Here is a 19,939-nt window from a genome sequence, read left to right on the forward strand (position 1 = left end):
CGGTGGCGTCGGTGGTCTGGATGCCCCCAGGTGGCGTAGGTGGCGCAGGTGGCGCAGGCGGCTCAGGTGGCCCGGGCGGCCCAGGTGGCGTCGGCGGCCCAGGCGGCTGGGGTGGGGGAGGTGGCCGGCGTGGCGGAAAGCGGATCGGAGGGCGTCGCGGTCCGTGTCGCTATTGGGCCGAACGGGTGACCATGCGTAAGAATTGGCCGATGCAGACGATGAGTGCGAGCCAGCGGGGAGGGCCGGTGAACAGCCACGATGTCACCGACGAACAGTGGGAAGGGCTCGCTCAGGTCGTTCCGCTGCGTGGCCGGGACGCCTGGCCGTCCGCGGTCGACCACCGGTCCATACCCGAGGCGGAGACCGAGGCGCGCCGCCGTTTCGTGGTCCTGCGGGTCAATGTGTTCGCGGACGCCCGCGAGGTCGCCGAGACGCTGATGGCGGGAGTGCCCGTGCTGCTGGACCTCACGGGCGCGGAGAGCGAGGTCGCCAAGCGGGTGCTGGACTTCAGCACGGGGGTCGTCTTCGGCCTGGCCAGCGGGATGCATCGCGTCGACCGCAACGTCTTCCTGCTGACCCCGCCGGGCACCGAGGTGCGGGGCCTGATGGAGGGGGCGGGGGTTCCCGGCGTCTGAACGCCGGCGCCCGACGTACGGGACGGGTTGTGCGGGCCGGTGACTCCGGGCGTCGACGCGTGGCTTCCTCGGTCGCCCGATCGTAGGAAGGGCGCGAGGGCGGAACGGTTCGCCCGGGGCAGGGGACCCTACCGTCCCGGACATGACCGCCTCACCCGAGCTGTTCCTGCCGGACCGGCCCGGCACCCCCGACGCCCATCCGGACCGGCCGGACCGCCCCCGCGTGACCGAGCTGCGGCTGTCCGCGTTCGCCGGGCACCGGCGGGCCGCATTCCCGCTGGGTGCGTTGACGCTCTTCACCGGGCCCAGCGGCTCGGGCAAATCCCGGGCGTTGCAGGCGTACGAGGCGCTGGCGCGGCTCGGCGGCGGAGCCGAGCTGGGGGAGGCGTTCCCGGCTCCGGCGGCCTGCGTCCCCGAGCGGGCGCGGCCCGACGCCCAGCGGCGGCGCGGCTTCCGCATCGGCTGCACGGCCGACGGCCCACAGGGGCCCGTCCGGCTCGACCTCGCCGTCCAGGCCGAGCCCGAGCTGCGCATCGTCGGCGAGCGGCTGACCTGCGGCGGGCTGGTGCTGCTGGAGACGGCCCTGCGCGACCCGGGCCGGGCGGCGGTGCAGGCGGCCTGGCACACGGCGGGCTCCTCACCGGTCACCCGGGCTCCGCTCCCGGACGACCGCCTCGGCACCGCCCTGCTGCCGCTGCGGGTGGCGGGCAAGACCGACGGCCAGCGCCGCGTGCTCGCCGCGGCCGAGCAGATGGTGGTCGCCCTGCGCTCGGTCTTCGCCTGCGACCCGCGCCCCCGCCGGATGCGCGCCCCCGTCCCGCCGGGCGCGGGCCGGCTGCTGCCGGGCTGTGACAACCTCGCCGACGTGCTGTGGCGTACCCGCGCGGAGTGCCCCCGACGGCATGCGCTGCTGACCTCGGCGGTCGGGGCCGGATGCGCGGGACGGGTGGTGGATCTGCTGGCCGAGCCGCTCGGCGACGGACGGATCCGCGCCCTGCTGGACCGGGGTGACGGGCTGCGGACGCCGCTGGAACTCCTGGGCGACGGCGAACTGCGCTATGTGGCCCTGGCGCTGGTGCTCCTGACCGGTCCGGGCGTCCTCGAGGTCGACCCGGTGGGGGAGGTGCCGGCGGCGATGCAGACCCTCACGGTGCTGGCGGACGGCTTCGACCGGTGCATGGACTCCGGGCAGACGCGGGAACTGCTCCGGCTGGCGGCACGGATGTGCGAACGCGGCCATATCCGCCTGGTGGGCGCGGTGAGCGAGGCGCCCGGGGCGACGGAGGCGGACGGGGTGACGGTGGTAGACCTGAGCCGTGACACCAGAGTCTGAGCCCGCGCCACAGAAACCCGAGTCCGTGACACCGGGGTCTGAGCCCGCGCCACAGGGTCCCAAGTCCGAGACACCGGCGCCTGGGTTTGCGCCACAGGGTCCCGAGTCCGAGACACCGGAGTCCGAGCCCGCGCCACAAGCTCCCGAGTCCGCGCCACAGGATTCCGAGTCCGTGTCTCCGGAGCCCGGAGTGCCCGAGGGTCTCGATGTGGCGGGGCTCCAGCGCCGCCTCGCGGACTTCGCCGCGGCGCGCAACTGGCAGCCGTACCACACCCCCAAGAACCTGGCGGCCGCGCTGAGCGTCGAGGCGTCCGAACTGGTCGAGATCTTCCAGTGGTTGACACCCGAGGAGTCCGCCCGGGTGATGGACGACCCCGCGACCGCCCATCGGGTCAGGGACGAGGTCGCGGACGTGCTCGCGTATCTGCTCCAGCTGTGCGGCGTCCTCGGCATCGACGCGCTGGCGGTGCTCGACGCGAAGATCGACCGCAACGAGGAGAGGTTCCCGGCGCCGGGCACCGACTGAGACGGAACCCGGCCCCGCCAACGGCCGACAGTTACTCTCCGGAGTCACCGAGTTGTCCCCATCCCTCGGGTTGTCCACAGATTTCGGTCCAGCTCTGGCTTTTCGGCCCGCGAACCCTCACTCTGGGTAGTGGACAACGGAGTTCGGGCATGACGTGTGGGAGCGCGTCGGACAGAGTGGGGGCAGCGCATGGACGCGGTGCGGCTCATCGTGGCGAGCAGGCGCGCCCTGGCGGGGAGCGAGGGCGGACCGAGGATCATGAAGGAGGCGTGGCAGGCCTACGCTCTGGCGCAGGCGATCGGCAGTCGCCTGGCGGTCTCGGGTCCACCCGAACTGCGCGGCGAGGCACTGGGATTGACGGAGCTGGCGGGCAGGGGCTGCGGTGTCCTGGACACTCCCGCCATCGACATGGCCGACCTGCGGGCCGCTCAGCTCACGGATCTCGGTGACGCCCGCAAGGCCCTCGTCGACCTGGGCACCCTCCTCACGGAACTCGGCATGGCCCTCGTCGCGGTCGCGAGCGCGGCGGACGACGAGGGCACGTACTGGCAGTGCATGGAGGCGATAGACGCGGCCGACGAGTCGAGGGACCGGGTGCGGGAGATGCTGCGCAGACTGGCGGCGAGAGACGGCGAGATAAGGGAGCGTTACAGAGCGGCGGGCTGAGCGCACCGTGCGCGCCCAGGCGGGGAGCGCCTGACCGACGGTCCTGTGGTTCCACCGAGCGAGTCCGCCGAAGGCCGTGGGGCGTGCGAGGCCGCCCGGTGTTCGAGCGTGCAGGATGGAGGTATGGATCTTCGCATCTTCACCGAGCCCCAGCAGGGGGCGACCTACGAGACCCTTCTCTCCGTCGCCAAGGCCACGGAGGAGCTGGGCTTCGAGGCCTTCTTTCGTTCGGACCACTATCTGAAGATGGGCGCCGTGGACGGCCTTCCCGGCCCCACCGACGCCTGGATCACCCTCGCCGGCCTGGCACGCGAGACCAAGCGCATCCGCCTCGGCACGCTGATGACCGCCGCCACCTTCCGCCTCCCCGGTGTCCTCGCCATCCAGGTCGCGCAGGTCGACCAGATGTCCGGAGGCCGCGTCGAACTCGGCCTGGGTGCGGGCTGGTTCGAGGAAGAGCACAAGGCGTACGGCATTCCGTTCCCCAAGGAGAAATTCGCCCGCCTCGAGGAGCAGCTGGCGATCATCACCGGTCTGTGGGCGACCGAGCCCGGCAAGACCTTCACCTTCCATGGCCGGTACTACGACCTGACCGACTCGCCGGCGCTGCCGAAGCCCGCCCAGCCCAAGGTCCCGGTGCTCATCGGCGGCCACGGCGCGACCCGCACTCCGCGGCTGGCCGCGCGGTTCGCCGACGAGTTCAACATCCCCTTCGCGTCCGTCGAGGACAGCGAGCGCCAGTTCGGCCGGGTCCGTGCGGCGGCAGAGGAGGCCGGACGCGGCGCCGACGCGCTGACGTACTCGAATGCGCTGGTGGCCTGTGTCGGCAAGGACGACCAGGAGGTGGCGCGCCGCGCCGCCGCGATCGGCCGCGAGGTCGACGAGCTGAAGGCCAATGGCCTGGCCGGCACCCCGGCCGAGGTCGTCGACAAGATCGGCCGCTATCAGGAGATCGGCTCCGGCCGTATCTACCTCCAGATCCTGGACCTCGACGACCTGGACCACCTCGAGCTCATCTCCTCCCGGGTCCAGTCCCAGCTGAGGTAGCCCGACCGAAGCCCGCCAGGCCCTTCACGCGCGGCCCCGCACGCCGGGGCGTGGTGGCTGCCTCGGCGGCCTCCCGTACCGGGTCCCGGAACCCGGTCAAACCCCCCATCAGACGCTTCAATCGGGAAATCCAGTACCGCCGGGGGCTCGTCGACGCCGATACTCGGGCATGTGTTCCTGACGATCTCCACCACCGGCACCGAACAGCACCCGGCCACCGACCTGGGCTTCCTGTTGCACAAACACCCGGACAGGGCCCAGGCGTTCTCCACCTCCTACGGCACCGCCCACGTCCTCTACCCCGAGGCGGATGCCGAGCGCTGCACGGCGGCTCTGCTGCTGGAGGTCGATGCGGTGGCACTGGTCCGGCGCGGTAAGGGCAAGGGCCGGGGCGGCGCGCCCGACGCGGCCCTCGCCCAGTATGTCAACGACCGCCCCTACGCGGCCTCCTCCCTGCTCGCCGTGGCGCTGAGCAGCGTGTTCTCCAGCGCGATGCGGGGCGTGTGCACGGCTCGGCCCGAGCGCGCCGGGCAGCCGCTGCCCCTGCGGATCGAGATACCGGCCCTGCCCGCCCGGGGTGGCCCCGACCTCGTACACCGTCTCTTCGCGCCGCTCGGCTGGGCTGTCACCGCCGAACCGGTCGCGCTGGACGCCGAGTTCCCGCAGTGGGGGGACTCGCGGTATGTGCGCCTGGTGCTGCAGTCGCAGACACTGACCCTGGCTGAGGCCCTGCGTCACCTGTACGTCCTGCTGCCGGTGCTCGACGACGCCAAGCACTACTGGGTCTCCGCCGACGAGGTGGACAAGCTGCTGCGGGCGGGCGAGGGCTGGCTGCCCGGCCACCCGGAGCAGAAGCTGATCACCAGCCGTTATCTGTCGCGCCGCTGGTCTCTGACCCGGCAGGCGATGGAGCGGCTGGAACTGGTGCGGCTCGCCGAGACCGACGACAGCGAGGTCGAGGAGATCGACAACGCGGTCGAGGCGGAGACCGAGACGGAGGAGAAGCCGACCCCGCTCGCCGTGCGGCGCAGGGACGCGATCATCGCCGCGCTCGAGGAGTCCGGCGCCGCACGCGTCCTCGATCTGGGCTGCGGGCAGGGCCAGTTGGTGCAGGCGCTGCTGAGAGACGTGCGGTTCACGGAGATCGTGGGTGTGGACGTGTCGGCGCGGGCGCTCACCATCGCCGCCCGGCGCCTGAAGCTGGACCGCATGGGGGAGCGGCAGGCGTCCCGCGTGCGGCTCTTCCAGGGCTCGCTCGCGTACACCGACCGCCGTCTGAAGGGCTACGACGCCGCGGTGCTCAGCGAGGTAGTCGAGCACGTCGACCCGCCGCGGCTGCCCGCCGTGGAGTACGCGGTGTTCGGCGCGGCCCGCCCCCGGACGGTGCTCGTGACCACCCCGAACGTCGAGTACAACGTCCGCTGGGAGAGTCTGCCGGCCGGGCATGTCCGCCACGGCGACCACCGCTTCGAGTGGACGCGGGAGGAGTTCCGCGCATGGGCGGACGCGGTGGCCGAACGGCACGGTTACGGCGTGCGGTTCGTAGCCGTGGGACCCGACGACCCCGAGGTCGGGCCGCCCACCCAGATGGCCGTGTTCACGCTCACCACGAAGGAGGAGAAGGCCGCATGACCACCACCCGGACCCAGGGGCGCACCCTGCCCGTGACCGACCTCTCCCTCGTGGTCCTGGTCGGCGCGTCCGGCTCGGGCAAGTCCACCTTCGCCCGCAGGCACTTCAAGCCGACCGAGGTCATCTCGTCGGACTTCTGCCGCGGACTGGTGGCCGACGACGAGAACGACCAGAGCGCGAGCCGTGACGCCTTCGACGTACTGCATTACATCGCCGGCAAACGCCTCGCGGCGGGGCGCCGGACGGTGGTCGACGCCACCAGCGTGCAGCAGGAGAGCCGCCGCCAGTTGATCGAACTGGCTCGGCAGTACGACGTGCTGCCGATCGCGATCGTGCTCGACGTGCCGGAGGAGGTGTGCGCCGAGCGCAACGCGGGCCGCACCGACCGGGCGGACATGCCGCGCCGTGTCATCCAGCGCCACACGCGCGAACTGCGCCGTTCCCTGAGGCACCTGGAGCGGGAGGGCTTCCGCAAGGTGCATGTGCTGCGGGGCGTGGAGGAGATCGAGAAGGCGACGGTCGTCACCGAGAGGCGTTTCAACGACCTGACGCACCTCACCGGCCCCTTCGACATCATCGGCGACGTCCACGGCTGCGCGTCCGAGCTGGAGTCGCTGCTTGGCAAGCTCGGATACGTCGACGGTGCGCACCCCGAGGGCCGCACCGCCGTCTTCGTGGGCGACCTGGTCGACCGCGGCCCGGACAGCCCGGGCGTACTGCGCCGTGTGATGTCGATGGTGGCGTCCGGCAACGCCCTGTGCGTGCCCGGCAACCACGAGAACAAGTTCGGGCGCCATCTGCGCGGCCGCAAGGTCCAGCACACGCACGGACTCGCCGAGACGATCGCGCAGATGGAGGGCGAGAGCGAGGAGTTCACGCAGCAGGTACGGGAGTTCATCGACGGGCTGGTCAGCCACTACGTCCTGGACGGAGGCCGGCTGGTGGTGTGCCACGCCGGTCTGCCGGAGAAGTACCACGGCCGCACCTCGGGCCGGGTCCGCTCGCACGCGCTCTACGGCGACACCACAGGGGAGACGGACGAGTTCGGCCTGCCCGTGCGCTACCCGTGGGCGGAGGACTACCGGGGCCGGGCGGCCGTCGTGTACGGGCACACCCCGGTTCCGGAGGCCACCTGGCTGAACAACACGATCTGCCTGGACACCGGTGCCGTCTTCGGCGGCAAGCTGACCGCGCTGCGCTGGCCGGAGCGGCAGCTGGTCGACGTACCGGCCGGGCGGGTCTGGTACGAGCCGGCCAGGCCGCTGCGCACCGAGGCGCCGGGCGGGCACGACGGGCGTCCGCTGGACCTCGCCGACGTCCAGGGCCGCAGGATCGTGGAGACGCGGCACGGGGGCCGGGTCTCGGTCCGCGAGGAGAACGCCGCCGCGGCCCTGGAGGTCATGAGCCGCTTCGCGGTCGACCCGCGCCTGCTGCCGTATCTGCCCCCGACGATGGCGCCGACCGCGACCAGCCGCGTCGAGGGCTACCTGGAGCATCCGGCGGAGGCCTTCGCGCAGTACCGGGAGGACGGGGTCGGGCGGGTCGTGTGCGAGGAGAAGCACATGGGCTCGCGGGCCGTGGCCCTCGTGTGCCGGGACGCCGAGACGGCACGGAGTCGTTTCGGGGTCGGCGGCGCCTCGGGCCCGGGTGCGGCGGGGAGCGGGGAAGGCCCCACCGGATCGCTGTACACCCGCACCGGCCGACCGTTCTTCGACGACGCCGCGGTCACCGAGGAGATCCTCGGCCGGCTGCGTTCGGCGATCGGCGCGGCGGGTCTGTGGGAGGAACTTCAGACGGACTGGCTGCTGCTCGACGCCGAGCTGATGCCGTGGTCGCTGAAGGCCTCCGGGCTGCTGCGCTCGCAGTACGCGGCGGTGGGCGCGGCGTCCGGTGCCGCGTTCCCGGGGGCGCTGGCCGCGCTGGAGGGCGCGGCGGCGCGGGGCGTGGAGGTGACGGACCTGCTGGCCCGCCAGCGCGCACGGGCGGCGGACGCGGCGGCGTTCACGGCGGCGTACCGGCGCTACTGCTGGACCACCGAGGGACTCCAGGGCGTCCGGCTGGCCCCGTTCCAGCTCCTGGCGGTCCAGGGCCGCAGTCTCGCGGCGCTGCCCCACGACCGGCAGCTGGCACTGCTGGACCGGCTGGTGGAGCACGACGGAAGCGGGCTGCTCCAGACGACACGCCGGCTGTACGTCGACACCGGCGACCCGGAGTCGGTGCGCGCCGGAGTCGACTGGTGGCTGGAGATGACCGGCCGAGGTGGCGAGGGCATGGTGGTCAAGCCGGTGGAGGCGGTGGTGCGCACCGAGGCCGGCCGTCTGGTGCAGCCGGGTATCAAGTGCCGCGGCCGTGAGTACCTCCGGATCATCTACGGTCCCGAGTACACGCGCCCGGAGAATCTGGCCCGGCTCCGGGGCCGGGCCCTGAACCACAAGCGCTCTCTCGCACTGCGCGAGTACGCCCTCGGCCTGGAGGCCCTGGACCGCCTCGCGGAGGGCGAACCGCTGTGGAGGGTCCACGAGGCGGTCTTCGGGGTGCTGGCCCTGGAGTCGGAACCGGTGGACCCCCGGCTGTGACGGAACCGTACTCCTCGGGCCCGGCGTCCTTCCGGACGATCGAGCCCTAGGGGTACGCAGCGTGCAGGTCTACATCAGCGCCGACATGGAGGGCATCACGGGACTCGTCGACCGCGACGACGTCCAGCCCGGCGGACGGGACTACGAGCGCGGCCGGCGGATGATGGCGGAGGACGTCAACGCGGCCGTGCGGGGCGCGCTGGCGGCCGGTGCCACCGACGTCCTGGTGAACGACGCCCATGGCCCGATGCGCAATCTGCTGCCCGAGGCGCTGCATCGGGCGGTCCGGCTGGTCCGGGGCAGGCCCAAGCGGATGGGCATGCTCGAGGGTCTCACCCCCGGACACGACGCCATGGTCTGCGTCGGTTACCACTCCCGGGCGGGCGAGCCCGGTGTGCTCAGCCACAGCTTCATGGGGCACGAGATCGAGGACATGTGGCTGGACGGCCGGCCGGTCGGCGAGATCGGGCTCGCCCAGGCAACGGCCGCGGCGCTGGGTGTCCCCGTCGTGGCGCTCACCGGTGACGACGCGGCATGCGGGGAGGCCGCCGCCTGGGACGGATCGATCACCACCGTCGCGGTGAAGTACGCCCGGGACCGGTTCGCGGCCGAGCTGCGCCCGGAGGCGGAGGCGCGCAAGGCGATCGAGGAGGCGGTCACCGCCGCCCTCTGCGCACCACGCGCACCGCTTCCGGCGGTCCCGGGGCCGTCCACGCTCAGCGTCCGCTGGCAGTCGGCCTCGGTGCCCGCCACGTTGCTCGGCATCCCCGGCGTCACCGCCACAGACAGCCGCACCGTCCGGGCGGAGGGCGAACTGCCCGCGCTGTACCGGCTGTTCGGTGTGTGGATGCGGGTCGCGGCCTCTCTCACCGACCAGCCGCCGTACTGCTGACGGGTGCCGTCTGCGGCTCACCCGCCACAACCGCACCGCGTACACCCCCGGGCCGCTTATCGTCAGATGGACGAAATCAAACGGCGCGGTTCGCCGGGAACGAAGGGTGAACACGCGCCCGAATGGTCAGGATGGAGGCATGGGATTCCACGTCGACTCCGAGGCCGGGCGGCTGCGCCGCGTCATCCTGCACCGGCCGGATCTCGAGCTCAAAAGGCTCACCCCCAGCAACAAGGACGCGCTTCTCTTCGACGATGTGCTGTGGGTGCGCCGGGCGCGCGCCGAACACGACGGGTTCGCCGACGTGCTGCGCGACCGCGGGGTCGAGGTCCATCTTTTCGGCGATCTGCTCAGCGAGGTCCTGGAGATCCCGACGGCCAGGGGCCTGATCCTGGACCGCGTCTTCCACGAGAAGGAGTACGGGCCGCTCGCCACCGATCATCTGCGCGCCGCCTTGGGCGCGCTGCCCGCCGCGGAGCTCGCCGAGGCCCTCGTCGGCGGTGTGACCAAGCGCGAATTCCTCGAAGCCCACCCGGAGCCGACCTCCGTGCGGTTCCACGTCATGGACCTCGACGACTTCCTGCTGCGCCCCCTGCCCAACCACCTCTTCACCCGGGACACCTCCGCCTGGATCTACGACGGTGTCTCCATCAACGCCATGCGCTGGCCGGCCCGGCAGCGTGAGACCGTCCACTTCGAGGCGATCTACCGGCACCACCCGCTGTTCCGTGACGAGCCCTTCCCTCTCTGGTCGGAGGGCCAGGCCGACTACCCCTCCACGATCGAGGGCGGTGACGTGCTGGTCATCGGCAACGGTGCCGTGCTCATCGGCATGAGCGAACGGACCACCCCCCAGGCGGTCGAGATGCTCGCGACCAAGCTCTTCGCCGCGGGCTCGGCGCGGTCCATCGTGGCGCTCGACCTGCCCAAACGGCGCGCCCTCATGCACCTCGACACCGCGATGAGCATGGTGAACGCGGACACCTTCATCCAGTACGCGGGCCTCGGCATGCTGCGCTCGTACACCATCGAGCCGGGGGCCGGAGACAAGGAGCTGAAGGTCACCGACCATCCGCCGGAGCATATGCACCGGGCGATCGCCGCGTCGCTGGGGCTGAGCGAGATCCGGGTGCTGACCCCGATGCAGGACGTGCACGCGGCCGAGCGGGAGCAGTGGGACGACGGGTGCAACGTCCTCGCCGTCGAGCCGGGGGTCGTCATCGCCTATGAGCGGAACGCGACCACCAACACCCATCTGCGCAAACAGGGCATCGAGGTGATCGAGATCCCGGGGAGCGAGCTGGGCAGGGGCAGGGGCGGGCCCCGGTGCATGAGCTGTCCGGTGGAGAGGGATCCGGTCTGAGGGCGCCGCAGGGTGCCTGGGCGGGCGGGGGCGCTTGGGTGGCGTGAGGCCGGGGTCCGTATAGAAATGTAAGGCGTCGTATACACTTCCAATCGTCCCCTTGTTCGTCCTGCCCTTCGCATCCCTGGAGCGCCCCCATGGCGACTGTCCCGACCGCCCTCGCCGGACGCCACTTCCTCAAGGAGCTGGACTTCACCGCCGAGGAGTTCCGTTCCCTGGTCGAGCTGGCGGCCGAGCTCAAGGTGGCCAAGAAGGCCGGGACCGAGACGCGCCACCTGACCGGCAGGAACATCGCCCTGATCTTCGAGAAGACCTCGACCCGCACACGCTGCGCCTTCGAGGTGGCGGCCGCCGACCAGGGCGCCCACACGACCTATCTGGACCCCGCCGGCTCGCAGATCGGGCACAAGGAGTCCGTGAAGGACACCGCCCGAGTGCTCGGCCGGATGTTCGACGCCATCGAGTACCGCGGGCGCGGACAGCATGTGGTCGAGGAGCTGGCCGCACACGCCGGGGTCCCCGTCTACAACGGCCTCACCGACGAGTGGCACCCCACCCAGATGCTCGCCGACGTGCTCACCATGACCGAGCACTGCTCCAAGCCGCTGACCGGCATCGCCTTCGCCTATCTCGGCGACGCCCGCTCCAACATGGGCAACTCCTACCTGGTCACCGGCGCCCTGCTCGGCATGGACGTCCGTATCGCCGCTCCCCGCCCGCTGTGGCCCGAGGAGACGGTCGTCGAGGTGGCCCAGCGGCTCGCCGCCGCCTCCGGTGCCCGGATCACGCTCACCGAGGACGTGAAGGACGGCGTGCGCGGCACCGACTTCGTCGCCACCGACGTATGGGTGTCGATGGGCGAGCCCAAGGAGATCTGGGACGAACGCATAGCGCTGCTCGGCCCCTACGCCGTGACCATGGACGTGCTGCGCGCCACCGGCAACGACGAGGTGAAGTTCCTGCACTGCCTTCCGGCCTTCCATGACCTCGGCACCGACGTGGGCCGCGAGATCCACCGGCGGCACGGGCTGACCGAACTGGAGGTCACCGACGAGGTGTTCGAGTCCGCGCACTCCCTCGTCTTCGACGAGGCGGAGAACCGGATGCACACGATCAAGGCCATCCTGGTCGCCACCCTCGCCTGACCGGGCGTGCCCGCTGCCGCAGCGGAGCCCGGCACCCATCCCGTACGATCCTCGGCGAGCCCGGAGCCACCCCTTCCGCGGCTCGTCACGCGACCTTCCCCCAGCGCCCGGCAGGCAAGCTCCCGGCTTCCCCGGGCGGGGACACCCCCTGGTCGCCCCGCACCACTGAAAAGAGCGCCACCTTCATGCCCGGCAGACCCGCCAACCCCTTCCGCATCAAGTCACCTGAGCTGCTCGTCGCCGAGGCCGGCGCCGATCTCGCGGGTCATGGCCTCAAGCGCCATATGGGCCTGTTCCAGCTTGTCTGCTTCGGCATCGGAGCGATCGTCGGCACCGGCATCTTCGTCGGCCTGTCCGACTCGGTCGCCCAGGCGGGGCCCGCGGTCGTGGTCTCCTTCGTGCTCGCCGCCCTCACCTGTGTCTTCACCGCCTTCGCGTTCGCCGAGCTGGGCGGCGCCATCCCGGTCTCCGGGTCCTCGTACTCCTTCGCCTACGCGGGCTTCGGCGAGGGAACGGCCTTCCTCGTCGGCTGGTGCCTGCTGCTGGAGTACGGCGTGTCCGTGTCGGCCGTCGCGGTCGGCTGGAGCCAGTACGTGAACGAGCTGCTCGCCGGCCTCACCGGCCGGCAGCTGCCCGCGGCGCTCTCCGCGGGTCCCGGCGACGGCGGGGTGGTCAACCTGCCCGCCGTGATCGTGATCGCCCTGGCCTCCGTCCTCCTGGTGCGCGGTGTCCGCGAGAGCGCCCGCGCCACCGCCGCCATGGCGGTCCTCAAGCTCGCCATCCTCGTCGCCTTCTGCGCCATCGGGTTCACCGCGTTCAAGCACGGCAACCTGACCCCGTTCGCGCCCGCCGGTCTCGGCGGCATCGGCGCCGGCACCACGGCCGCGTTCTTCTCGTACATCGGCTTCGACGCGATCACCACCGCCGGTGAGGAGGCCAAGAACCCCCGCAGGAACATCCCCGTCGCGATCCTCGTCTGCATCGGCCTGGTCACGCTGCTGTACTGCGCGGTCGCGCTCGCCGCGATCGGCGCCATCGGCGGGCCCGCGGTGGGCGGCCGGCCCGCGGCGCTGTCGTACGTGGTCAATCAGGTCACCGGCTCCACCTTCGGCGGCGGCGTGATCGCCTTCGGGGCCGTCGTCGCCATCGCCTCGGTCGTGCTCGCGGTGATGTACGGCCAGACCCGCATCCTGATGTCGATGTCCCGGGACGGACTCGTCCCGCGTGTCTTCGAGCGGGTCTCACCGAAGACCTCGACCCCGGTCACCGGCACCCTGATCGTGGCGGTCGTCTTCGCCGTCCCGGCGGCCTTCTCCTCGCTGGACGCGGTGGTCGACCTGTGCACCATCGGCACCCTCGCCACGATGGCCGTGGTCAATGTCGCGGTCATCGCCCTGCGCCGCCGCGAGCCCGGTCTGGCCCGCTCCTTCCGGGTACCGCTGTACCCGGCGGTGCCGCTGCTCGGCGTCGGCTTCTGCCTGTACCTGATGTACGAGACCGGCTGGACCACCTGGGTGCAGTTCGCGGCGTTCCTGGCGGCCGGCTGCCTGGTCTACGCGCTCTACGGCCGCCGGCACTCCCGGCTCGTGGCGGCGGTGCCCGTCACCGCGGACGCCGCTGCCGTGGAACCGCAGGCAGTCTGAACCACACCGCCTTGCCGGACGCGGTGGGGCGGTGCCCGCAGGACGAGCTGAGGCTGCGGATCAGCAGCAGCCCACGCCCGTGCTCCTGCCAGGGGTCGGCTTGGATCACGGCGGGGCGGGTCAGATCGCCGGGCGGCGCGGGGTCCGGATCGTGCACCTCGACCGTGCAGCCGGTCGGCAGCAGCTCGACGACCAGCTCGATCGGCCCGTCGCCCGCCGCGTGCTCCACCGCGTTCGCGACCAGTTCCGCGGTGAGCAGTTCCGCGGTGTCGCTGTCGGCCGCGTGCTCCAGCTCCGCCAGCGCCGTACGGACCAGTGCGCGCGCGACCGGCACGGCCGCGGCGGTGTGCGGCAGCGCGACGCGCCAGGAGGCGGGAGCGGGGGCTTCGTACACGGCGGGTCCGTTCATGGCGCAGGCGGTCCTGCTTTCGACACGAGGCATGCATGGTACGGCGCGCCCCACGAGGGGCGATCGGCGGGTTTCGGCATGGGATATCGCGCACTCGTGACGACGGTCACGGATCAGTGATAACTTCATCACAGAGCAGCAGTGCGGACAGCCGCCCCCGACCGAGGAGGCCGCACGTCATGAGTCCCTTCACCGGCTCCGCAGCCCGTACCTCCGACTGGCGTCATCTCAGGTTCGCCCTGGCCGACGGGGTCGCCACGGTCACCCTGGCCCGCCCCGAGAAACTCAACGCGCTCACCTTCGGCGCCTACGCCGACCTGCGCGACCTGCTGGCCCAGCTGTCCAGGGAAAGGTCCGTCCGGGCCCTGGTGCTGGCCGGTGAGGGGCGCGGCTTCTGCTCGGGCGGCGACGTCGACGAGATCATCGGCGCCACCCTCTCCATGGACACCGCCCAGCTGCTCGACTTCAACCGCATGACCGGGCAGGTCGTCCGGGCCGTGCGGGAGTGCCCGTTCCCGGTGATCGCCGCCGTGCACGGGGTGGCCGCGGGTGCGGGCGCGGTGCTCGCGCTGGCCGCGGACTTCCGGGTGGCGGATCCCTCCGCGCGCTTCGCGTTCCTCTTCACCCGGGTCGGGCTCTCCGGCGGCGACATGGGCGCCGCCTATCTGCTCCCGAGGGTCGTCGGACTGGGGCACGCCACGCGGCTGCTCATGCTCGGGGAGCCGGTGCGGGCACTCGAGGCGGAACGGATCGGGCTGATCAGCGAGCTGACCGAGGAGGGCCGCGCCGACGAGGCGGCCCAGGCGCTGGCCCGCCGTCTCGCCGACGGCCCGGCACTCGCCTACGCCCAGACGAAGGCGCTGCTGACGGCCGAGCTGGACATGCCGCTCGCCGCGTCCGTGGAACTGGACGCGTCGACGCAGGCGCTGCTGATGAACGGCGAGGACTACGCCGAGTTCCACGCCGCCTTCACGGAGAAGAGGCCCCCGAAATGGCAGGGCAAGTAGCCATGGAGGCGGCCCGCCGGCCCCTGCGCGTCGCCGTCGTCGGCGGCGGGCCCGGCGGGCTGTACGCCGCCGCGCTGCTCAAGCGTCTCGACCCGGCCCGCGAGGTCACCGTCTGGGAGCGCAACGCCCCCGACGACACCTTCGGCTTCGGTGTCGTCCTGTCGGACGAGACCCTCGGCGGCATCGAGCATGCCGACCCCGTCGTGCACACCGCGCTGAAGGACGAGTTCGTGCGCTGGGACGACATCGACATCGTGCACCGGGGAGTGCGCCACACCTCCGGCGGCCACGGCTTCGCCGCTCTCGGCAGGCGGCGGCTGCTGCAGATCCTGCACGAGCGCTGCCGCTCGCTCGGCGTCGAGCTCCGCTTCAGGACCGAGGCCCCGCACCCGGCCCGGCTCTCGAAGGCGTACGACCTGGTGATCGCCGCCGACGGGGTGCACAGCACCACCCGCGAGGCCTACGCCGAGGTGTTCCGGCCCGTTGTCGAGGAGCACCGCTGCCGTTATATCTGGCTCGCGGCCGACTTCGCCTTCGACGCGTTCCGCTTCGAGATCGCCGAGACCGAGCACGGCGTGATGCAGCTGCACGGCTATCCGTATGCGGCGGACGCGTCGACCGTCATCGTCGAGATGCGCGAGGAGGTGTGGCGGGCCGCCGGGTTCGCCGAGTCGGAGACCGCCGAGACGATCGAGCGCTGCGCCAAGATCTTCGCGGACGCGCTCGGCGGCCGGCCCCTGCGCTCCAACAACTCCACCTGGACCACCTTCCGCACGGTCACCAACGCCCGCTGGTCGCACGGCAACGTGGTCCTCCTGGGCGACGCCGCGCACACCGCCCACTTCTCGATCGGCTCCGGCACCAAACTCGCGGTGGAGGACGCACTCGCGCTGGCCGCGTGCCTGGAGGAGCACACCTCGCTGCCCGATGCCCTCACCGCCTACGAGGAGGAGCGGCGCCCGGTGGTCGCCTCCACCCAGCGCGCGGCCCGGGCCAGCCTGGAGTGGTTCGAGAACCTCCGGCTCTATCTCGACCAGCCCCCCCGGCAGTTCGCGTTCAACCTGCTCACCCGCAGCCGCCGGGTGACCCACGACAATCTGCGGCTGCGCGACGCACGCTTCACCGAGGCGGTGGAAGGGGAGTTCGGCTGCCCGCCGGGCACCCCGCCCATGTTCACCCCCTTCCGGCTGCGCGGCCTGACCCTGCGCAACCGCGTCGTGGTCTCGCCGATGGACATGTACTCGTCTGTGGACGGCGTCCCGGGCGACTTGCACCTCGTCCACCTGGGCGCCCGGGCGCTGGGCGGGGCGGGACTGGTGATGACCGAGATGGTGTGCGTGAGCGCCGAGGGGCGCATCACCCCAGGTTGCGCCGGGCTCTACACCGGGCGGCAGGCCGAGGCCTGGCGGCGGATCACCGACTTCGTGCACACCCAGGCACCGGGTACCGCCATCGGTGTGCAGCTCGGGCACAGCGGCCGCAAGGGCTCGACCAAGCTGATGTGGGAGGGCATGGACGAGCCGCTGGAAGAGGGCAACTGGCCGCTGGTGGCCGCCTCGCCGATCCCGTACAAACCCGGCAGCCAGACACCCCGCGAGCTGTCCCGCGCACAACTCACCGACGTTCGCGAGCAGTTCGCGTCCGCCGCCTGGCGGGCCGTCCGCAGTGGCTTCGACCTGCTCGAACTGCACTGCGCCCACGGCTATCTGCTCTCCGGCTTCCTCTCGCCGCTCACCAACCGGCGCACCGACGCCTACGGCGGCAGTCTCACCAAGCGGCTGCGCTTCCCGCTGGAGGTCTTCGACGCCGTACGGGCGGTGTGGCCCGAGGAGCGACCCATGACCGTACGGATCTCCGCGACGGACTGGGCCGAGGGCGGCACCACGGCCGAGGAGGCCGTCGAGATCGCCCGGGCCTTCGCCGCACACGGCGCCGACGCGATCGACGTGTCGACCGGGCAGGTGGTGGCCGACGAACGGCCGGCGTACGGGCGTTCGTACCAGACGCCGTACGCGGACCGGATCCGCCACGAGACGGGCATCCCGGTGATCGCGGTGGGCGCCATCTCCTCCTGGGACGACGTCAACTCGCTGATCCTCGCCGGGCGGACCGATCTGTGTGCCCTCGCCCGGCCGCATCTGTACGACCCGCACTGGACGCTGCACGCGGCGGCCGAACAGGGATACGGCGGGCCGGGCGCGGTGTGGCCCGCGCCCTACCGCGCCGGCAGCCGGCGCCCGCAGACCGGACGCACGGACGCCCCGAAGCCACGTCTGGCCTTCAGCGGCTGAAGCCACGTCTGGCCTTCAGCGGCTGAGGGTTCTCGCCCGGCACCGGGTCACGCCTCGGGGCGTACTCCCGCGAACACCGCTCCCGCCTCCCGCAGTCGCTCGTGCAGCGCCCGGAAGACCGCTGCGGAACGCGTGCCCGGCCAGTCCCCGGGAAGCAGCTCCGCCGGCAACCCCGGGTCGGCGTACGGCAGATGGCGCCAGGAGTCCAGAGCGAGCAGGTAGTCGCGGTACGCCGCCTCCGGCGGGGTGTCCTCGCGCGCCTCCCACTCGTGCAGTACGCGCGCGTGGCGGCCGAGGAACGCCTCGTGCTGCTTGGCGATCGCGGCCAGGTCCCACCAGCGCGCCACCGCCTGCGCGGTCGGCGCGAAACCGAGGTGCTCACCGCGGAAGAAGTCCACATACGGGTCGAGACGCAGCCGCTGAAGGGTGTGCCGGGTCTCCTCATACAGGCGTGCGGGAGCGATCCACACACCGGGGGCCGCGGTGCCGAAACCGAGTCCGGCGAGCCGGGAGCGCAGCAGATGCCGCTTCTGCCGCTCCGACTCCGGCACCGAGAACACCGCGAGCACCCAGCCCTCGTCCTCGGGAGGCGTCGTCGCGTACACGCGCCGGTCGCCGTCGTCGAGCAATTGCAGCGCGTCCGGCGACAGCGCGTACCCGGCCGCGCCGCCGGCCGTGCGCGACGGCACCAGCAGCCCCCGCCGCTTCAGCCGGGACACCGACGAGCGTACGGAGGGCGCGTCCACGCCGACCGCGGCGAGCAGCCGGATCAGCTCGGCCACCGGCACCGGGCCGGGCGTGGAGCGGCCGTAGGCGCCGTAGAACGTCACGATGAGGGAGCGGGGAGCGTGCTGATCGGACACGTTGATCACTTTAGATCGTCGGCGTCAGCCGTGATCACCGAGTGGGGGTGCCGGGTGGACGTCCATCCGCAGCCGGAACCGCTGGAGCTTGCCCGTCGCCGTGCGCGGCAGTGCGTCCACGAAGACGAACTCGCGCGGACACTTGTACGGCGCCAGCTCGGAGGTCAGGAAGGCGCGCAGTGCCTCCGGGTCGCGCCGGGCGCCCGGCCTGAGCACCGTGTGCGCCACCACCACCTGCCCACGCGTCTCGTCCGGCCGGCCGACGACCGCCGCCTCGACCACATCCGGGTGGCGCAGCAGGGCGTCCTCTACCTCCGGTCCGGCGATGTTGTACCCGGCCGAGATGATCATGTCGTCAGCGCGGGCGACATACCGGAAGTAGCCGTCGGGTTCGCGGACATAGGTGTCGCCCGTGATGTTCCAGCCACCCCGGACGTAGTCCCGCTGCCGGGGATCGGCGAGATAGCGGCAGCCGACCGGGCCGCGCACGGCGAGCAGCCCGGGCTCGCCGTCGGGCACGGGCCGGCCGCCTTCGTCCTGCACCCGGGCCTGCCACCCCGGCACCGGAACTCCCGTGGTCCCCGGGCGGATCGCGTCGTCCGCGGCGGAGATGAAGATGTGCAGCAGTTCGGTCGCGCCGATGCCGTTGATGAGGCGCAGCCCCGTGCGCTGGTACCAGGCCCGCCAGGTCGCGGCGGGCAGGTTCTCCCCGGCCGAAACGCACCGCCGCAGCGACGAGACGTCGTGTCCGTCGCGTCCGCCGGCCCTTTCGCCTCCCTCTTTTCCTTCTTCCCCTTCTTCCCCTTCGTCCCTTTCCTCCCCTTCTTCTCCTTCTTCTCCTTCTTCTCCCTCATGTCCGCGCATCTCCTCGAGCATCGCGCGGTACGCGGTCGGCGCCGTGAACAGCACGGAGACCCGGTGCTCGGCGATGGCGGGCAACAGCTGTCGGGGGCCCGCCTGTTCGAGCAGCAGGGCGCTCGCACCGGCCCGCAGCGGGAAGACGACGAGCCCGCCGAGCCCGAAGGTGAAGCCGAGCGGGGGACTGCCCGCGAAGACGTCGTCGGGGCGCGGCCGGAGCACGTGCCGGGAGAAGGTGTCCGCGATGGCCAGCAGGTCGCGGTGGAAGTGCATACAGCCCTTCGGCCGGCCCGTGGTGCCCGAGGTGAAGGCGATCAGCGCCACGTCGTCGGCCGCCGTGTCCACCGGCACGTACGGTTCCTCGGGCGCCGGCAGACGCAGCAGATCCTCGGGGGAGTCGCCGCCGTAGGGGGTGATCCGCAGTCCGGGGACGTCGGCCTTCGCCAGGTCGTCCACGGCGCGGGCGTCGCACAGGGCGTGTCCGACCCGGGCGATCTCGCACACGGTGCGCAGTTCGTGCGGACGCTGCTGGGCGAGCACGGTGACGGCGACCGCCCCCGCCTTCAGCACCGCGAGCCAGCAGGCGGCGAGCCAGGGGGTGGTGGGGCCGCGCAGCAGGACGCGGTTGCCGGGGACGACGCCGAGGGTGCCGGTGAGCGTGTGCGCGATCCGGTCCACACGGGCCCGGAGCTGCCCGTACGTCCACACGTCCCCGGTCGCCGTACGGAAGGCCGGGCGTCCGGGGGCGGTACCTGCCAGCAACTCGACGGCGGCGTTGAGCCGTTCGGGGTAATGCAGTTCGGGCAGGTCGAAGAGCAGTTCGGGCCACTGCTCGGGGGGTGGGAGATGGTCCCGGGCGAAGGTGTCCAGATGGGCGGTGCCGGTGGTGCCGGTGGTGCTCGTGGTGCCGGCGGTCTCCATGGCGCTGATCTCCATGGCGCTGGTGGTGGCGTCCCTCGGATCCATGGCGTCTCGCCCCTTGTCGTGGTGGGCTCGCGCATCGAGCGTATCGTGTTGGTGACGACAGTCAACTGTCCGCGATACGCTCGGATG

General features: G+C 71.9%; 16 protein-coding genes. 13 read left to right on the top strand and 3 right to left on the bottom strand.

Annotation, left to right across the window (positions count from 1 at the left end):
• Positions 1-218: 218 nt before the first annotated feature.
• From LZ604_RS08465 to LZ604_RS08515, 11 genes are all read left to right on the top strand, one after another.
• Positions 219-635, top strand: a complete 417-nt coding sequence (locus LZ604_RS08465; RefSeq protein ID WP_234513990.1) for a cell division protein SepF — start codon at positions 219-221, stop codon at positions 633-635.
• A gap of 142 nt (positions 636-777) precedes the next feature.
• Complete coding sequence (locus LZ604_RS08470; protein ID WP_234513844.1) at positions 778-1,968, top strand: ATP-binding protein; 1,191 nt, start codon at positions 778-780, stop codon at positions 1,966-1,968.
• Positions 1,969-2,140: 172 nt separating this feature from the next.
• On the top strand, positions 2,141-2,494 hold the full coding sequence (locus tag LZ604_RS08475; protein ID WP_234513845.1) for a nucleotide pyrophosphohydrolase: 354 nt from the start codon (positions 2,141-2,143) through the stop codon (positions 2,492-2,494).
• 189 nt (positions 2,495-2,683) lie between these two features.
• Entirely contained in the window at positions 2,684-3,160 is a 477-nt protein-coding gene (locus LZ604_RS08480; protein ID WP_234513846.1) for a DUF6099 family protein, read from the top strand.
• A gap of 123 nt (positions 3,161-3,283) precedes the next feature.
• Complete coding sequence (locus LZ604_RS08485) at positions 3,284-4,207, top strand: LLM class F420-dependent oxidoreductase (protein WP_234513847.1); 924 nt, start codon at positions 3,284-3,286, stop codon at positions 4,205-4,207.
• A 171-nt stretch (positions 4,208-4,378) separates the two neighbouring features.
• Entirely contained in the window at positions 4,379-5,839 is a 1,461-nt protein-coding gene (locus tag LZ604_RS08490; RefSeq protein ID WP_234513848.1) for a 3' terminal RNA ribose 2'-O-methyltransferase Hen1, read from the top strand.
• Complete coding sequence (locus LZ604_RS08495; protein ID WP_234513849.1) at positions 5,836-8,415, top strand: polynucleotide kinase-phosphatase; 2,580 nt, start codon at positions 5,836-5,838, stop codon at positions 8,413-8,415. The genes LZ604_RS08490 and LZ604_RS08495 overlap by 4 nt, the downstream gene beginning before the upstream one ends.
• A gap of 61 nt (positions 8,416-8,476) precedes the next feature.
• Positions 8,477-9,307, top strand: a complete 831-nt coding sequence (locus LZ604_RS08500) for a M55 family metallopeptidase (RefSeq protein WP_234513851.1) — start codon at positions 8,477-8,479, stop codon at positions 9,305-9,307.
• Positions 9,308-9,446: 139 nt separating this feature from the next.
• Positions 9,447-10,670 (top strand): arginine deiminase, encoded by a 1,224-nt coding sequence (locus LZ604_RS08505; protein ID WP_234513853.1) that lies wholly within the window; start codon positions 9,447-9,449, stop codon positions 10,668-10,670.
• Between the two features lie 137 nt (positions 10,671-10,807).
• The gene (gene argF / locus LZ604_RS08510) at positions 10,808-11,815 is read left to right on the top strand and encodes an ornithine carbamoyltransferase (RefSeq protein WP_234513855.1); all 1,008 of its coding nucleotides are present in this window, start codon (positions 10,808-10,810) and stop codon (positions 11,813-11,815) included.
• A gap of 185 nt (positions 11,816-12,000) precedes the next feature.
• Positions 12,001-13,458: an amino acid permease gene (locus tag LZ604_RS08515; protein WP_234513857.1), complete on the top strand. Its 1,458-nt coding sequence runs from the start codon at positions 12,001-12,003 to the stop codon at positions 13,456-13,458.
• On the opposite strand, the gene LZ604_RS08520 is transcribed toward LZ604_RS08515, so the two are convergent.
• A complete protein-coding gene (locus tag LZ604_RS08520) occupies positions 13,418-13,867 on the bottom strand; it encodes an ATP-binding protein (protein WP_234513860.1) in 450 nt (149 codons plus the stop codon). The genes LZ604_RS08515 and LZ604_RS08520 overlap by 41 nt on opposite strands.
• 179 nt (positions 13,868-14,046) lie before the next feature.
• On the opposite strand from LZ604_RS08520, the gene LZ604_RS08525 reads away from it, so the two are divergent.
• On the top strand, positions 14,047-14,874 hold the full coding sequence (locus LZ604_RS08525) for an enoyl-CoA hydratase family protein (protein ID WP_234513861.1): 828 nt from the start codon (positions 14,047-14,049) through the stop codon (positions 14,872-14,874).
• A complete protein-coding gene (locus LZ604_RS08530; protein ID WP_234513862.1) occupies positions 14,859-17,165 on the top strand; it encodes a bifunctional salicylyl-CoA 5-hydroxylase/oxidoreductase in 2,307 nt (768 codons plus the stop codon). The genes LZ604_RS08525 and LZ604_RS08530 overlap by 16 nt, the downstream gene beginning before the upstream one ends.
• 47 nt (positions 17,166-17,212) lie before the next feature.
• Here LZ604_RS08530 and LZ604_RS08535 read toward each other — a convergent pair whose 3' ends face one another.
• Both LZ604_RS08535 and LZ604_RS08540 read right to left on the bottom strand, forming a co-directional pair.
• Entirely contained in the window at positions 17,213-18,037 is an 825-nt protein-coding gene (locus LZ604_RS08535; protein ID WP_234513863.1) for a PaaX family transcriptional regulator, read from the bottom strand.
• A 15-nt stretch (positions 18,038-18,052) separates the two neighbouring features.
• Entirely contained in the window at positions 18,053-19,807 is a 1,755-nt protein-coding gene (locus LZ604_RS08540) for an AMP-binding protein (RefSeq protein WP_372482115.1), read from the bottom strand.
• Positions 19,808-19,939: the final 132 nt, after the last annotated feature.

Source organism: Streptomyces glomeratus (assembly GCF_021462825.1).
GTDB lineage: Bacteria > Actinomycetota > Actinomycetes > Streptomycetales > Streptomycetaceae > Streptomyces > Streptomyces glomeratus.

Bases quoted from the DNA above. Each gene is read 5' to 3' on its own strand.
- LZ604_RS08465 (WP_234513990.1), top strand. From the start codon at position 219: ATGAGTGCGAGCCAGCGGGGAGGGCCGGTGAACAGCCACGATGTCACC.
- LZ604_RS08470 (WP_234513844.1), top strand. From the start codon at position 778: ATGACCGCCTCACCCGAGCTGTTCCTGCCGGACCGGCCCGGCACCCCC.
- LZ604_RS08480 (WP_234513846.1), top strand. From the start codon at position 2,684: ATGGACGCGGTGCGGCTCATCGTGGCGAGCAGGCGCGCCCTGGCGGGG.
- LZ604_RS08485 (WP_234513847.1), top strand. From the start codon at position 3,284: ATGGATCTTCGCATCTTCACCGAGCCCCAGCAGGGGGCGACCTACGAG.
- LZ604_RS08495 (WP_234513849.1), top strand. From the start codon at position 5,836: ATGACCACCACCCGGACCCAGGGGCGCACCCTGCCCGTGACCGACCTC.
- LZ604_RS08505 (WP_234513853.1), top strand. From the start codon at position 9,447: ATGGGATTCCACGTCGACTCCGAGGCCGGGCGGCTGCGCCGCGTCATC.
- argF (WP_234513855.1), top strand. From the start codon at position 10,808: ATGGCGACTGTCCCGACCGCCCTCGCCGGACGCCACTTCCTCAAGGAG.
- LZ604_RS08515 (WP_234513857.1), top strand. From the start codon at position 12,001: ATGCCCGGCAGACCCGCCAACCCCTTCCGCATCAAGTCACCTGAGCTG.
- LZ604_RS08520 (WP_234513860.1), bottom strand. From the start codon at position 13,867: ATGAACGGACCCGCCGTGTACGAAGCCCCCGCTCCCGCCTCCTGGCGC.
- LZ604_RS08525 (WP_234513861.1), top strand. From the start codon at position 14,047: ATGAGTCCCTTCACCGGCTCCGCAGCCCGTACCTCCGACTGGCGTCAT.
- LZ604_RS08530 (WP_234513862.1), top strand. From the start codon at position 14,859: ATGGCAGGGCAAGTAGCCATGGAGGCGGCCCGCCGGCCCCTGCGCGTC.
- LZ604_RS08540 (WP_372482115.1), bottom strand. From the start codon at position 19,807: ATGGAGACCGCCGGCACCACGAGCACCACCGGCACCACCGGCACCGCC.